This window comes from Cypionkella sinensis, from assembly GCF_042646385.1.
GTDB lineage: Bacteria > Pseudomonadota > Alphaproteobacteria > Rhodobacterales > Rhodobacteraceae > Cypionkella > Cypionkella sinensis.
Window position 1 is genome coordinate 1470831 of record NZ_JBHRTO010000001.1, and the last position, 13829, is coordinate 1484659.

At 63.1% G+C, this 13829-nt stretch carries 14 protein-coding genes; 5 read left to right on the top strand and 9 right to left on the bottom strand.

All coding sequences use genetic code 11. The features are described from left to right. Nucleotides 1–10: 10 nt before the first annotated feature. Nucleotides 11–1372 (bottom strand): four-carbon acid sugar kinase family protein, encoded by a 1362-nt coding sequence (locus ACFOGH_RS07300; RefSeq protein WP_380072410.1) that lies wholly within the window; start codon nt 1370–1372, stop codon nt 11–13. Between the two features lie 73 nt (nt 1373–1445). Here ACFOGH_RS07300 and ACFOGH_RS07305 point away from each other — a divergent pair, with 73 nt between their 5' ends. After that, nucleotides 1446–2273: a phosphogluconate dehydrogenase C-terminal domain-containing protein gene (locus ACFOGH_RS07305; protein WP_380072411.1), complete on the top strand. Its 828-nt coding sequence runs from the start codon at nt 1446–1448 to the stop codon at nt 2271–2273. A gap of 39 nt (nt 2274–2312) precedes the next feature. On the opposite strand, the gene oiaX is transcribed toward ACFOGH_RS07305, so the two are convergent. Then, nucleotides 2313–3560: a 3-oxo-isoapionate-4-phosphate decarboxylase OiaX gene (gene oiaX, locus ACFOGH_RS07310; RefSeq protein ID WP_380072412.1), complete on the bottom strand. Its 1248-nt coding sequence runs from the start codon at nt 3558–3560 to the stop codon at nt 2313–2315. 97 nt (nt 3561–3657) lie between these two features. Between oiaX and ACFOGH_RS07315 the strand changes: the two genes are divergently transcribed. The 3 genes from ACFOGH_RS07315 to nanR are packed head-to-tail and all read left to right on the top strand — an operon-like array spanning nt 3658 to nt 7067. Then, nucleotides 3658–4677, top strand: a complete 1020-nt coding sequence (locus ACFOGH_RS07315) for a Gfo/Idh/MocA family protein (RefSeq protein ID WP_380072413.1) — start codon at nt 3658–3660, stop codon at nt 4675–4677. After that, nucleotides 4674–6311 carry a hypothetical protein gene (locus ACFOGH_RS07320; protein WP_380072414.1) on the top strand — a complete coding sequence of 546 codons (1638 nt, stop codon included), beginning with the start codon at nt 4674–4676 and terminating at the stop codon, nt 6309–6311. The genes ACFOGH_RS07315 and ACFOGH_RS07320 overlap by 4 nt, the downstream gene beginning before the upstream one ends. A gap of 51 nt (nt 6312–6362) precedes the next feature. Beyond that, nucleotides 6363–7067, top strand: a complete 705-nt coding sequence (nanR, locus tag ACFOGH_RS07325) for a transcriptional regulator NanR (protein WP_380072415.1) — start codon at nt 6363–6365, stop codon at nt 7065–7067. 113 nt (nt 7068–7180) lie between these two features. Here nanR and dhaL read toward each other — a convergent pair whose 3' ends face one another. The 5 genes from dhaL to ACFOGH_RS07350 all read right to left on the bottom strand — a co-directional run bounded on the left by dhaL (nt 7181) and on the right by ACFOGH_RS07350 (nt 10882). Continuing rightward, nucleotides 7181–7780, bottom strand: coding sequence for a dihydroxyacetone kinase subunit DhaL (dhaL, locus tag ACFOGH_RS07330; RefSeq protein WP_380072416.1), 600 nt, complete (start codon nt 7778–7780; stop codon nt 7181–7183). Between the two features lie 3 nt (nt 7781–7783). Beyond that, on the bottom strand, nt 7784–8782 hold the full coding sequence (locus tag ACFOGH_RS07335; protein ID WP_380072417.1) for a dihydroxyacetone kinase subunit DhaK: 999 nt from the start codon (nt 8780–8782) through the stop codon (nt 7784–7786). A 117-nt stretch (nt 8783–8899) separates the two neighbouring features. Further along, complete coding sequence (gene derI / locus ACFOGH_RS07340; protein WP_380072418.1) at nt 8900–9349, bottom strand: D-erythrulose-4-phosphate isomerase; 450 nt, start codon at nt 9347–9349, stop codon at nt 8900–8902. A gap of 10 nt (nt 9350–9359) precedes the next feature. Further along, nucleotides 9360–10115 (bottom strand): triose-phosphate isomerase, encoded by a 756-nt coding sequence (locus ACFOGH_RS07345; protein WP_380072419.1) that lies wholly within the window; start codon nt 10113–10115, stop codon nt 9360–9362. Then, on the bottom strand, nt 10112–10882 hold the full coding sequence (locus ACFOGH_RS07350; protein ID WP_380072420.1) for a DeoR/GlpR family DNA-binding transcription regulator: 771 nt from the start codon (nt 10880–10882) through the stop codon (nt 10112–10114). The genes ACFOGH_RS07345 and ACFOGH_RS07350 overlap by 4 nt, the downstream gene beginning before the upstream one ends. A 153-nt stretch (nt 10883–11035) precedes the next feature. On the opposite strand from ACFOGH_RS07350, the gene fsa reads away from it, so the two are divergent. Continuing rightward, nucleotides 11036–11689, top strand: a complete 654-nt coding sequence (gene fsa / locus ACFOGH_RS07355) for a fructose-6-phosphate aldolase (RefSeq protein ID WP_380072421.1) — start codon at nt 11036–11038, stop codon at nt 11687–11689. Between the two features lie 67 nt (nt 11690–11756). Here the strand turns inward: fsa and ACFOGH_RS07360 are convergent, their stop codons facing one another. Further along, on the bottom strand, nt 11757–12704 hold the full coding sequence (locus tag ACFOGH_RS07360; protein ID WP_380072422.1) for a sugar-binding transcriptional regulator: 948 nt from the start codon (nt 12702–12704) through the stop codon (nt 11757–11759). Next, nucleotides 12701–13822: an iron-containing alcohol dehydrogenase gene (locus ACFOGH_RS07365; RefSeq protein WP_380072423.1), complete on the bottom strand. Its 1122-nt coding sequence runs from the start codon at nt 13820–13822 to the stop codon at nt 12701–12703. The genes ACFOGH_RS07360 and ACFOGH_RS07365 overlap by 4 nt, the downstream gene beginning before the upstream one ends. Nucleotides 13823–13829 lie beyond the last annotated feature (7 nt).

The following is a 13829-nucleotide window of genomic DNA, read 5'->3' on the forward strand; positions in this document are numbered from 1 at the left end:
GTGTCGAGGTTCAGCGCAAGCCGCCGCCCTGTCTGATCCAGCCAAAATAGTCAGCACTGCCCATCTGCCCGCCTTTCAACGCCAGTTGCAAACCGTCATGCACGCCATCGCCATGTGCCGTAAACAACGCCGCACCGGGGATGGTGGGGGCGAGGGCCGACAGCGCGAACAGCCCCAACTGACGCGCGCCATGGCCCGAAGTATCCCCCCCCGAAATCACCGCACGCCGCAGCTTTGACGCCTGCAACACCGCATCCAGCACCCGCCCAAGGCTTTCGCCAATGCGTTGATTGGCAGCCTCGGGGCTGATATGGCTCTGGCTCAACGCCGCGCGGAAAGCCGCCACCGCCGGATCATCCGGGCCAGCCGCGGTCAGGATCAGCGGACTTTGGCCTGCACCAATCAACGCAAGGGCCGCCTGTGTGGCCTCAGCTTCCGCTGTTTGCGCATCCTCCAACAGTTTGGCTGCGTCCAGCCGCACCAGCCCAAAGCCATTCTCCGCCGACCATGCGATTTGCGCCGCAGTGATCGGCGATACCGAACCCGAGACCGCCACAATCTGATCCACCGCCCCCGCCGAAGCCACAGGTGTTGGCAGTGCAATCATCCCCGCGCGCTGCCAATATTCGATCAGCGCATACTCCACCCCCTGCGAGCCTACCAAAAGCCGCAGCCGATCCCGATTCTCCCAGATCAGCCGACCAGCGGCCGCATCGGTTTCGGCGGTCATGGTGTCTATGCTCAGCAGGCGCGCGGATTGAAGTGCCTGATCCAGCGCGGCTTGGGCGGTGGTCTGATCCGCCAACATTTCAACATCTAGCAACGCCGAAGGGAGGGGACTCTGACCCGCAAGATGCTGCAAAACATCAGACTCCGTCATCGGCGTCACCGGATGCTGCGCCATCACAGGATGCCGATCCAGCCGGAACACCCCCTGCGGAGTGCCCGCGAACAAATGCCCAAACGCCTGATACCGCCGCATCCGAGGCGCGGCCGTCAGCACCGGGACGCCCTGCGAAGGTCGCGCTTGCAGCGCAAGCTCAATCGCAGCGCCGATATTGCCTACATGCGGGGCGGAATCGAGGGTAGAGCAGATTTTATAATGCAGGAAAGGCGCATCCAGCCCGGCCAGAAACGCCAGCGGCGCCGGCATGTGTTGTGCCATCCAATCCGGGCTGTGGCTGCGCGCGGTCGAGGCGATCCCGAGGCCACGCAGGCCCGGAAAACGCGCCAGTTGCCCGAGGGTGGGGGTGTCGAAGAACAGGATGGCAGGCAGGCCCGCAAAGCTCAACGCCTCCATCACCGCCGCCGATCCGGTGAAATCATCGCCATACCACGTCATCAGCAGACCATCTGGCAGGGATTCCGGCATCGTGCTTCCTTCGACTTGACGCTGGCAGATTATCTCATCATACCAGTTGGGCAAGAGGCGAATGGAGATTGCGATGACGAAGATTGCGCTGTTTGGGGCGGGCGGGAAGATGGGCGTGCGGCTGTCGCGCAATCTTGCGAAGACCGATTATGCGGTGGCGCATGTCGAGGTGTCAGAAGCAGGGCAAGCGCGATTGCGGGAAGCGGTGGGCGTGGATTGCCTTGCGCCAGAAGTCGCCGTGCAAGGCGCGGATGTGGTGGTGCTGGCGGTGCCGGATACCGCGATTGGCAAGGTGGCGGGCATGGTGGTGCCGATGGTGGCGCCGGGGACGATCGTGATTTGTCTGGATGCCGCCGCGCCCTTCGCGGGCCATCTGCCGCCGCGTGCCGACATCAGCTATTTCGTGACACACCCCTGCCATCCGCCGATTTTCAATGATGAAACCGACCCGGATGCCAAGCGCGATTTCTTTGGCGGCGTGGCGGCCAAGCAAGGCGTGGTGAACGCGCTGATGCAGGGGCCGGAAGAACATTACGCGGTGGGAGAAGCAGTGGCGCAGGCGATTTTCGCGCCGGTTGTGCGCTCGCATCGGGTGACGGTCGAGCAGATGGCGATGCTGGAGCCGGGGTTGTCGGAAACCGTTGTCGCCTCGCTGCTGTCGGTGATGCGCGAAGCGATGGACGAATGCGTGGCGCGCGGCGTGCCGCAGGCGGCGGCGCGGGATTTCCTGCTGGGGCATATGAACATTCTGGCGGCGGTGATCTTTGACGAACAGCCGGGGGTATTCTCGGATGCCTGCAACAAGGCGATTGAATTTGGCAAGCCTGTGTTGATGAAAGACGACTGGAAGCGGGTGTTTGAATGGGACGAGATTACCGCGTCAATTCAGCGGATTACCTGAGGAAGCTGATGTGATTGCGCCCCCTTTTTGGGGGCGTTTTCATTTGCTGCCGAATTTCTGAAGTGCTTGCGACAACTCTTTGTGATCTTTGGCATAATCGCCCAAAGACACGCCTTGGACCGCGGCCTCCCACGCTTGGCGGATCGCGGCCACACCAGAGGCCGCCCCGCCGGGATGGCCGTGGATACCACCACCGCCGAGATACATCAGATCCGTGGTTTGGCCCGTTCTGGCATAGGTTTCAACGGCTTGCCCGCCCCATTGGCCAGAGCCGACCACCGGCAAGGGACGATCAGAGGGGCTGAAAATCGGCGTGCGGCAGGAGTGGAACGAACGTACGAAACTTTCGTCCGGCTCCCAGTACTTTGCGGCTATGCCATTGATTTGAAACTGATCTACCCCCAGCAACCGCCAGATTTTGCCATAAGCGGCGAATTCCATGCCCAAACCGGGATGGCGGGTCAGGATATCCCAGCCGTTGCGATGTGCGTGCAGGCACAAGGCGCTGCGTTTGCGCAGGAAGCTCATGCCGCCGTAGCCGATTGAGTTGATGTTGATCACCGCCGCATTGCCGCCCGCCTGCACCACAAGATCATGATTCTGCATCATAATATCTGGATCAGCCGAGGAGATGCCCCACGCATACATCACCCGCTTGCCGGTGCGCTGCTGGTGGGCGTCAATCACCGGCATCACGGCGGCGATACGCGCGGCCAAGGGCGAATAGCCGGGGCTCATCAGTTTTTCATCGTCCTTGATGAAATCTACCCCGGCCTCGCACAACTCTTGCACCATCAGTGCGGTTTCCGCCGGGGTCAGGCCCAAGGCGGGCTTGATGATCGAGCCGATCAGCGGACGGTTGTAGACATTGGTCAGCGCGCGTGAGCCGCCGATGCCGAACTGCGGGCCGGGATGGTGGGCGAAGGCGGCGGGCAGATCGAAATCCATCACCCGAACGCCGGACAAGCCGCGCACGGCGTAGACGCCGCCGACGGAGATGGTCATCAGCGCGGCGATGTCGGTACCGACGGCCTCGAGCGGGTAGCCGATCACCACATCGGCGCGGTGGAACGGCCCACCCTCGGTTGGGAAAGACGGGGTTGCACTGTCGGGCAAGGCGGTGATCGACAGAACGCGGGCGGCGCAGCGGGCCTGCACGGCGGCGGTCTCTCCCGGCAGGTCGGTGAAGGTGCCGGTGGATTGATCAGAGGCGATCTTTGCCGCCAGCGCCGCGATATCGCCGGAGGTTTCCAGCCGATAGGTGACTTTGATCAGATCATCAGACATCGGACGCTCCTGTGGTTGCAGCTTGCATACTCATCATACCTGTTGAATTCAAGCGCCCTGCATGTCAGGTTGGCCGCAATCTGGAAGGAGCCTTGCTTTGCCACAACCCTTGATCGGTGCCGTGATCGGCTGCGGATTTTTCGCGCAGAATCAGCTTCATGCCTGGGCCGATCTGCCGGGGGCCAAGATTGTGGCGCTGTGTGATCGTGACCCGGCAAGGCTGGCCGAGACTGCCGCCCGTTTTGGCATTGCGCGGACTTATACTGACGCGGGCGCGATGTTTGCGGCGGAACGGCTGGATTTCGTCGATATCGCCACCACTGTCGCCTCGCATCGGCCCTTGGTTGAGATGGCGGCGCGGGCGGGGGTGCATGTGATCTGCCAAAAGCCGTTTGCCAGCACGATGCAGGATGCGCGCGCCATGGTGCAGGCAGTTGAGGCTGCGGGCAAGACCCTGATGGTGCATGAGAATTTCCGCTGGCAATCGGCGGTGCGCCGGGTGATCGACATCGTGCGGGCGGGCGATCTGGGCGAGGTGTTCTTTGGCCGGATCAGCTTTCGCTCGGGCTATGACGTGTTTTCAGGCCAGCCCTATCTGGCCGAGGGCAAGCGGTTTATCATCGAGGATCTGGGCATCCATGTGCTTGATATTGCGCGGGCTTTGTTTGGCGATGCCACGCGGCTGGCGGCGACGACGCGGCGGATCAACCCGGCGATCAACGGCGAGGATGTGGCGACGATGCTGCTGACGCATCAGGGCGGGGCGACGAGTGTTGTCGATTGCTCCTATGCGACGCGGCGCGTGCCAGAGACGTTCCCCGAAAGCCTGATCGAGATTGACGGCAGCAAGGGTAGCTTGCGGCTGGAGGCGGGGTATCGGCTGATCGGGCCGCATGGGGTGGAAGATCTGACGCCGCCGCTGCTGCCTTGGGCCAGCAAACCGTGGCACAACATTCAGGAAAGCGTGTTGCTGATTCAGCGGCACTTTCTGGACTGCGTGGCGGCGGGAGTGCCGCCGGAAACCTCGGGCGCGGATAATCTGCAAACTTTGGCACTGGTTGAGGCCGCCTATCTTTCCGCCGCCGAGGCGCGGATGGTCGATGTGGCCCTGCTATGATCATCACCCATGGCGCGCTGCGTTTCGACTATGACGGCGGTGCGCTGCGGCGGATTTGTCTGAACGGGGTCGAGGTGATCCGGGGCATCGCTTATCTGGTGCGCGATCGCGACTGGGGCACGCTTGTGCCGCAGATCAGCGCGGAACTCATTGAGCCGACACGGATTTCCTATCGCGCGCGGTATGAAAGCCAAGGCGCTGCGCTGCTGGTTTCGGCAGTGATCGACTTTGCCGAGGGCTTGCAGTTTCACGCCGATGCGCAGGCGGAAGGGGATTTTGAGACCAACCGCGCGGGCTTTACCGTGCTGCATCCGATCACCGGGGTTGCGGGGGCAAACGTGCTGGTGGAGCATTGCGATGGCAGCCGGGTAGAGGCCGAATTCCCCCGGCTGATTGCACCGTGGCAACCGTTTCAAGACCTGCGAGCGCTGACGCACTGTCTGGGCGGTTGGCGGGTGCGCTGTCAGATGGACGGCGATGCGTTCGAGATGGAAGATCAGCGGCAATGGGGCGATGCCAGCTACAAGACCTATGTGCGCCCCCTCGCGCGGCCTTGGCCCTATCAGATTGCGGGCGGATCGGGCTTTCCGCAAGCGGTGCGGCTGGACTGGCAGGCGGTGGCGGACCCGACCCCGGTTGCCGCCAGCGAGCCCACGCGCGGGATATTTCCCCAGATGGCGCTGGTGATTACTGCTGACGAAGCCCGACAGGCAGCAAAACGCCCGGGCGATCTGGCAACGGTCGGACCGCAGCGGTTGCTTTGCCATTTCGACGCCACACAGCACGGGTTGGCGGAGTTGCAGGCCTTTGCCGCGCTGCAAACAGTCTATCCGGCGCAGTATGATCTGGAGTTGATTGCGCGCTGCGATGGCGATCTGGCGGCGGAATTCGCGGCCCATGCACAGGATGTGGCGCAGGCCGGGTTGCGGCTGGCTTCGGTGATGGTCTGCCCCTCGGTGGATCGGCAATCGACACCGCCAGGGTCGGCATGGCCGCCCTGCCCCCCTTTGGACGCAATCCATGCGGCGGCTCGGAACGCCTTTCCGGGCATTGTGCTGGGCGGCGGCATGGTCAGCTTCTTTCCCGAACTGAACCGCAAACGCCCCCCGGTGGCTGCGCTTGATTTCGTCAGCCACGGCCTTTGCCCAATCGTGCATGATGCCAGCGACGCAGGTGTGATGCAGACGCTGGAAGCGGTCAGCCATATCACCACCTCGGCCCGCGCCATCATTGGAGACAAACCTTACCGGCTGGGGCCATGCACGATTGCGATGCGGCAGAACCCCTATGGCGCGCGCGTGATCCCCAATCCGGCGCAGGGCCGGGTCTGCATGACCGACGATGACCCCCGCCACCGCAGCGCTTTCGGAGCGGCTTATGCGGTGGGGCTGGCGGCGGCGCTGGTGGGTTCGGGGGTGACGGTCTGGACTCCGGCAGGCCTTTACGGACCGCGCGGGGTGATGGATTGGCAGGGCCGAAGCTATCCACTGGCGCGGGTGCTGGCGGAACTGGCAGCGCGGGCCGAAACCGAGGTGACGGCAGAGCTGGTGCCGAATGTCTCGGCACGACTTTGTTTCGCAGGGGCAGAGATGACCACGAATCTTGCCACCTATGTGCGGACAGAGCTTGCCTGATGCGGCATTCTGCGCCTAATCCGAATTCAGTGGCGGTAGAGTGAGGGCGTGATGGTTTCGGAAAAAATCACTCGGCGCAAACTGTCGGATCAGGTGTTTGACCGGCTGCGGGCGATGATCCTGACTGGCGAACTGGCGGCAGGCGCGGTGGTGCCCTCGGAACGCGCGCTGATGGAGCGGTTTGGCGTCGGCCGCCCAGCGGTGCGCGAGGCCTTGCAGCAGATGCACACCATGGGCCTGATCAGCATCGCGCATGGCGAGCGCAGCCGGGTCAAGCCGCTGAACCCCAGCGCGGTGTTGGGGCAGGTTGACGCTGTGGCGCAACTGCTGCTTTCAGCCGAACCGGCAGCGCTGGCGCATCTGAAGGAAGCGCGGCGGATGTTTGAGGCCGGGATGGTGCGGCTTGCTACCGAACAGGCGACGCGGCAGGACGTGGCCGATCTGGAAGCCATCCTCGCGCAGCAGACCGCCTGTCTGGGCGACCCGGCTGCCTTTGTTGCCGCCGACGTCGCCTTTCACACCCGCATCGCCGCGATGACCGGCAATCCGATCATGCTGGCGGTTTCCGAGGCGATGCTGAAGTGGCTGTTCCAATACCACAGCGCCTTGCTGCATTGGTCAGGCAAGGAGAACGTGACGCTGCAAGAGCACGCCCGCATCTTGGCGCGCATTGCCGCCAAAGACGCCGATGGCGCAGTGGCGGCGATGCAGGCCCATATCGCGCGCTCAGCGGATGTAATCGGGCATCATGGCTGAGAGATTTCATCTTGGCGAAAATACTCCCGCCGGAGGCGTCCGCGATGTATGTCAGAAGCCTCCGGCGGGAGTATTTTCGCCAAGATGAAAAATTTTAGATAAACTTTATGGGATTAGCCTAGGGCCTTGGCGAATTCCGCGATGATCATGCTGGCGCTGACGGCTCCGGGGTCTTTGTGGCCCAAGCTGCGTTCTCCAAGCCGTGCGGCGCGGCCAAGGCTGGCTTGCATATTGGCCGTAGCATCTGCGCCGTTTTCGGCGGCGATCAGGATCTCGGGCCAGCTTGCACCGGACCTCGCGGCTTCGGCGGCGGGGGCCCAGGCGTCGAGCATGGTCTTTTGCCCCGGCTCCGCCTTGCCGCGATGGGCGATGCCTTCGGCCATTGCGGCGATCAGGGCGGGCGTTTCGGCGCGTGGCATGGCGGCGCGCGGACCAGCGGCTTTGGCAGCGCGCATCAGGGCGGTGGCGTAAAGCGGGCCGGATGAGGCCCCGACGGCGTTCAGGAAAGCCTTGGCGGCGGCGTTGAACTGGTCTTGCAGCGTCGGCAGGTTTGGCACGGCACGGGCTGCGGCCTGCATCCCCTGCTCCATCGCAATGCCGTGATCGGCATCACCGATCAGACCATCCAGCGCGCAGAGCGCGTCGCGCTCGGCAGCCATGCGGGCGGCAAGGGCGGTGAACAGATCGGTGCAGGTTTCGGTTGTGAAATCCATCGCTTAGCCCACCCGGAACATGGCGCAATCGCAGGGGTGATCCAGCATCTGGGTCAATTCGTCATCCAGATGCATCACGGTAATCGAGGCCCCGGCCATCTCCATCGAGGTGCAATAGGGGCCGACGAGGCTGCTATGGATCATCAGGTTTGCCGCAGCCAAACGCTCGGCTACGCGGGCGTAGAGGATGTAAAGCTCCATCAGCGGCGTCGATCCCAGCGAGTTCACCAGCACCGCGACCTTGGCCCCGGCGGGGGCGTTCATTTCGGCGAGGATGGCATCCATGATCTCATCCGCCACCGCATTGGCGGGTTTCAACGCGCCGCGCCGGATACCGGGTTCGCCGTGGATGCCCATGCCGATCTCCATCTCGCCGCTGGGCAGATCGAAGTTCAGGCGGCGGGTTTGCGGCAAGGAACAGGCGGACAGAGCGACGCCCATCGTATAGGTGCGGGCATTGGCGTGGCGGGCGATCCGTTCGACCTGATCCAGCGGCAGGGCCAGATCGGCGGCGGCACCGGCGGCTTTGAAGATAAAGACGTTGCCCGCCACGCCACGGCGTTTGGCGGGATCGGCAGAAGAGGCGATGTCGTCGGTGGTCAGCACAGTGCGGGCCTCGATGCCCTCCATCTCCAGCAGTTCAGTCGCCATGTCGAAATTCATCACGTCGCCGGCGTAGTTGCCATACATGAACAGCACCCCTGCCCCGCCATCAGCCGCCATCGCGGCATCGACGCAGGGCTGCGGCGGCGGGGAGGCAAAGACATTTCCCACCGCGCAGGCATCCGCCAAGCCCTTGCCGACAAAGCCCAAAAATGTCGGCTCATGCCCCGAGCCGCCACCGATCACCAGCGCCACCTTGCCCGGACGCGGGCCGTTTTGCGCCACCACAGCGCGAGGGGCGGCCAGCCGCAAATGCTTGGGATGCGCCGCCAGAACGCCCGCCAGCATTTCATCCACCGCCGCGTTGCCATCGTTGATCAGCTTTTGCGTCAGGCTCATCTCTGCCTCCGTTTGCGCCAGAATGGCGGCATTACCCTGATGAAACAAGCCCGGCCGAGGAGGAGGCCGGGCTTGAACAGCCTCGCGGATGAGAGCGCAGCCGCGACGCCGTGTGGGTTAAGAGTATTTCTTGTCCAAAGCGTCGATCGCATCGACATTGCTGGCCGAGCGGCCTGCCGGATCGAAGGTTTCCTTCAGGAAAGCATCGGCAATCGCTTTGGCGAGTTCTGGGCCGATCACCCGCGCGCCCATGGTGATGATCTGGGCGTTGTTCGACAGGGCCGCACGCTCGGCGGAATAAGTGTCATGCGTCAGCGCGGCGCGGATGCCCGGCACCTTGTTGGCGGCGATGCACACGCCAATGCCCGTGCCGCAGACCAGAATGGCGCGGTCGTATTTGCCCTGAAGCACTTCGTTTGCGACCCGGTCGGACAGGTTGGCGTAGAAAGCATCCGGGCCAGCCGAGGTGCGCGAGATTTCCGCGACCTCATGCGCGCCTTTCAGATGCTCTGCGAGGATCTTGGCAAGACCTTCGCCTGCGCTGTCTCCGGCGATTGCAAGTTTCATGGCGTTCCTTTCACAAAGTTGCGGCGACGCGGGCGAGGATGTCGAGATAACCCGCGACATTCCAAGCCGAGCGGCCAATGAACAGCCCGTCGACATGCGGGCAGGCGACAAGTTCGGCGGCATTGCCGGGATTGACCGAGCCGCCGTAAAGACAGGGGATGCGGCGGCCCAGAATCGACTCAGCCGTGGCGATGATCTCGGCCTGACGGGCATCGGCATAGTCAGAGGTGGCGGGAATACCATTCGCACCAATGGCCCAGACGGGCTCATAGGCCAGCAGGATTGGCGCGGATTTCTGCGCGGGGGTCAGCTTGCCCAAAGCCCCGGCAACTTGCGCGGCAAGGGTTTCGGTGGCTTTGCCCGCTTCGCGCTGCGCCAAGGTTTCACCGATGCAAATCAACGGGATAAGCCCGTGGCGCACGGCAGCTTCAACCTTCAGGCCGACGGTTTCATCGGTTTCGCCAAAGAATTCGCGGCGTTCGGAATGACCGAGTTCGACGATATCAAGGTTGCAATCCTTCAGCATCAGCGGGGAAATTTCACCCGTCCAAGCGCCGTCATCCGCCCAGTGCATGTTCTGCGCGCCAACCTTCACGTCGCTGTCCGACAGCGCCGCCTTGACCTCGCGCACGGCGGTAAACGGCGGAATCACAAAGCGCTGGATGCGGGGATCGCCCGCGCGCGGCAGGGCATTGGCGAAGGCCAAAGCCTCGGCCAATGTCTTGTTCATCTTAAAGCTGGTGCCGACCCAGACCTGTTTGCTCATGCGTTGTCTCCTGCAAGGCGCAGCGCGATTCCGGCCTGCGCCAAGGCGGCGCTGGCATCAGAATCGGGCTGGGCATCGGTGATGATGATGTCGAAATCGGAAAGTTCGGCCAGCACATGCAGGGCCTGGCGGCCAAAGCGCTGATGGTTGACCAAGAGGCAAGTCTTTGCAGCGCTGGCGATCATCGCCCGCTTGGCGCGCACCACGTTGTCATCCATGTGAAACGCAGCCGTGCCCTGCACCGCCGGGGTTGAGATAAACGCCAGATCGGCGCGCAGACGCGCAAGGGCTTCTTCGGTCACAACCCCGAAGAAACCATTGAATTTATAGGAATAAGCCCCACCCAGGGCGATCAGGGTGATGCCATGCTCGGCCCGCAGCGCGTCGATCACGGCGGCGTTGTTGGTGATCACCGTCAGGGGCCGCTTTTCGGTCAGCATCGCCCCCAGCACGGCAGCCATCGAGCCGTCGTTGATCATCACGGTCATGCCGGGTTCGACCAGTTGCAGCGCCGCGCGCGCCATCCGCGCCTTGGCGCTGCCATCCTGCCGCGCCCGAAAGCGGAAATCGGATTCAAACTGGGTGCCGGATTCCATCGTGGCCCCGCCGCGCATCTTGCGCAACAGGCCTTCGGATTCCAGATCATCCAGATCGCGGTGGATCGTCATCTTGGACACGGCAAAACGCTCGGCCAGATCATCCAGATCGACCGCGCGCTGGTCCACCAGCAGATCCATAATCGCCTGTTTGCGATCTTCGCGCTTCACCAGATTCCCCCCTTGCTTTGGCAATTTTTAGCATCACACCATCAAATTGAAAAGTGATTTATGTGATTTTGTTATTTTAACTTGTGATATTTTCTGACGTCCTGTAGTCATATTCGCAAGCCAATCCCATCGATTCCCGCAGAGGAGAGCGTGATGAAATTCTTTGTCGATACCGCCGTTGTCAGCGAAATTTCCGAGTTGAACGATTACGGCCTGTTGGATGGTGTCACCACCAACCCCAGCCTGATCGCGAAATCTGGCCGTGATTTCAAAGAGGTGATCGCAGAAATCTGCGCTTTGGTCGAAGGCCCTGTCTCGGCCGAGGTCGCCTCGATGGAATATGACGGCATGGTGGCTGAAGGTGAGCATCTGGCGAAGATCGCGAAAAACGTGGTGATCAAGCTGCCGTTGACCCTGGCCGGGCTGAAAGCGTGCCGCTATTTCACGCAAAAAGGTATCAAAACCAATGTGACGTTGTGCTTCACCGCCAATCAGGCGCTGCTCGCGGCGAAAGCGGGGGCGACCTATATTTCGCCGTTTCTGGGCCGGTTGGACGATATCAACATCGACGGCATGGATCTGATCCGCGACATCCGCGAGATTTACGACAACTACGGGTTTGAGACGCAGATCCTTGCGGCCTCGATCCGCAGCGCCAATCATGTGAAAGAGGCAGCCCTTGCCGGTGCCGATGTGGCGACGATTCCGCCCAGCATTATCAAGGGCTTGGCCAATCATGTGCTGACCGACAAGGGGCTTGAGCAATTCGCCAAAGACTGGGCGGCCACCGGCCAGACCATTCTGTAACACGCGCCAAGCCTTTGGCTTGGACGTGTGGCGATAGGCCGGGCGACCGTGGTGGGCCAACCCGGCCTCATTCTGTGGCGACCAGCGCGCGGGCGGTGGCCTCATCTGTGATCAAGCCGCGCAGGCTGTGGCTGGACAGCACGGCGCGGATCGCCTGCACCTTGTCCGGCCCACCCGCGATGGCGATGATGCGATCATCGGTTTCGGTCAGGCTGACCGCCAAAGTCCGCGCCGTCAGCGGGGTTTGCAGGATGCGACCAGCGCTATCAAAGAAATGACCCAGCATCTCACCCATCGCACCTGCGGCTTGTATCTCTTTGATTTCACGTGGCTCTATCATCCCCGACGCCACCAGTTGCGCATCAGCCTCGACGGTGCCGATGCCCACCAGTTTCAGCGTGGCACTCTGCGCCAGCGCGAACACTTCACCGACGCCACGCTGTGCCAGCAACACCTCACGGTCCTCGGCGGTGTTGGCGAAGAATGGCACCGGCATGACATAGGCGCGCGCGCCGGTGCGCTCGGCGATGCGGTGCATCACATCATGCGGATTGGCGGCGTAGTTGCGCGTCAGCCCGCCCAGAAGCGAGACGAATTTCAGATCAGGGGCTTCAATACGGGGCAGAAACCGCACCATCGCGGCCAAGGTACGACCATGGCCCAGCCCGATCACCGCGCGGCTGTCGAGATCAATCTGACGCCGCAGAAATCCCGCCGCCGCCATGCCAAGGGTTCGGATCGGCAGGCCCACCTCGTCAAGATCCGGGGCGACTTCGCAAAACTCCAGCCCGAACCGCGCCACCAAAGCGGTTTCCAAGGCGACACATTCGACGATATCGCCGTCGATGGTGACCTTCACCGCGCCTTCCGCCACCACCCGCGCAATCAGCCGATGCGCCTTGACCGAGGTGATGCCCAAACGGCTGGCGACGGCGGCCTGCGTCAGCCCGCCGATGTAATGCAGCCACGCGGCGCGAATGGCGAGCGATTGTTCAGGGTCCACCGCGCGGCTCATGCGGTGGCCATCAGAATCGCCAGATCAGACTGGCTGAGCCGCGCCGGATTGGCCTGCATCGATGACGACACCGCCGCAGCCTCGGCGGCCTGGTGCAGGTGCTGCGGGGTGAATCCCATCTGCGCAAGGCTGGGCAATCCGTGCTGGCGCGACCAACGCGCGAGCTGCGGCAAGGCATCTTCGTATGTCGTGTCAAAGGCTTCCGCGATCCAGCCAATCACCTGACGGATGCGGCTATCGTCCTGCACCCGCGCGGCGTTCATCGCCAAACCATGCGGCAACAGCGCGCCACAGATCGCGCCATGCGGGGCGGGCAACAAACCGCCAAGCGGCCCCGCCAGCCCGTGAACCACGCCCAAACCCGCATTGGCCAGCGCCAACCCACCGCAGAGGCTGACCCAAGCCATATCGTCGCGCGCCTGCGTGTCTTCATTTACCATCAACTGCCGCAGCGCGCGCAGGCCCAGCGGGATCGCATCGCGGCACAAGGCATCGGTCAGGCGGTTGGCGCGGGTGCAGATGTAGGGCTCGATCACTTGGGTGATCGCATCCAGACCCGAGGCGAGCGTGATGGATTTCGGCGTGTAATCGGTCAGCGCCGGGTCGATGATCGCGAGCGCGGGCAGCATGCGTTTGTCGCGCAGGCTGACCTTGCGCTGATGGGCGGGGCTGCCGATCACCGCGTTGCGCGTCACCTCTGCGCCGGTGCCTGCGGTGGTGGGGATGGCGACAAACGGCAGTGGCGGATGATCCAGCGGCAGAGATTTTCCAATAACTTCAAGGTGATCGATCAAGGGCCGGGTGGCGGGCAGCATCGCCGCCACCGCCTTGCCCGCATCCAGCACAGCGCCGCCACCCAAGGCAACCACCACCTGCGCGCCCTGTGCGGCCAAGGTTGCAGCCTCAATCATTGCCACGTCAGGCTCGCCTTGCACCACAAAGCGGGTCACGTCGCAGCCCTGCTCTGCCAAGGCCGTGGCCAGCCAATCGGCGCGTGCGGGATTGCCGTGCAGCAGGAAAACCCGCACGCCCAAAGCCTTGATCCGGCCCGCCGCTTGACCGCCCTGCCCGCGCCCGAACAGGATTTCTGTGGCCGTCAGGAAGGCGAAGGGGGGCATGGCGGTC

Coding starts and splice junctions, on each gene's coding strand:
- ACFOGH_RS07300 (WP_380072410.1), bottom strand. CDS start 1,372: ATGCCGGAATCCCTGCCAGATGGTCTGCTGATGACGTGGTATGGCGAT.
- ACFOGH_RS07305 (WP_380072411.1), top strand. CDS start 1,446: ATGACGAAGATTGCGCTGTTTGGGGCGGGCGGGAAGATGGGCGTGCGG.
- oiaX (WP_380072412.1), bottom strand. CDS start 3,560: ATGTCTGATGATCTGATCAAAGTCACCTATCGGCTGGAAACCTCCGGC.
- ACFOGH_RS07320 (WP_380072414.1), top strand. CDS start 4,674: ATGATCATCACCCATGGCGCGCTGCGTTTCGACTATGACGGCGGTGCG.
- nanR (WP_380072415.1), top strand. CDS start 6,363: ATGGTTTCGGAAAAAATCACTCGGCGCAAACTGTCGGATCAGGTGTTT.
- dhaL (WP_380072416.1), bottom strand. CDS start 7,780: ATGGATTTCACAACCGAAACCTGCACCGATCTGTTCACCGCCCTTGCC.
- ACFOGH_RS07335 (WP_380072417.1), bottom strand. CDS start 8,782: ATGAGCCTGACGCAAAAGCTGATCAACGATGGCAACGCGGCGGTGGAT.
- derI (WP_380072418.1), bottom strand. CDS start 9,349: ATGAAACTTGCAATCGCCGGAGACAGCGCAGGCGAAGGTCTTGCCAAG.
- ACFOGH_RS07345 (WP_380072419.1), bottom strand. CDS start 10,115: ATGAGCAAACAGGTCTGGGTCGGCACCAGCTTTAAGATGAACAAGACA.
- fsa (WP_380072421.1), top strand. CDS start 11,036: ATGAAATTCTTTGTCGATACCGCCGTTGTCAGCGAAATTTCCGAGTTG.
- ACFOGH_RS07360 (WP_380072422.1), bottom strand. CDS start 12,704: ATGAGCCGCGCGGTGGACCCTGAACAATCGCTCGCCATTCGCGCCGCG.
- ACFOGH_RS07365 (WP_380072423.1), bottom strand. CDS start 13,822: ATGCCCCCCTTCGCCTTCCTGACGGCCACAGAAATCCTGTTCGGGCGC.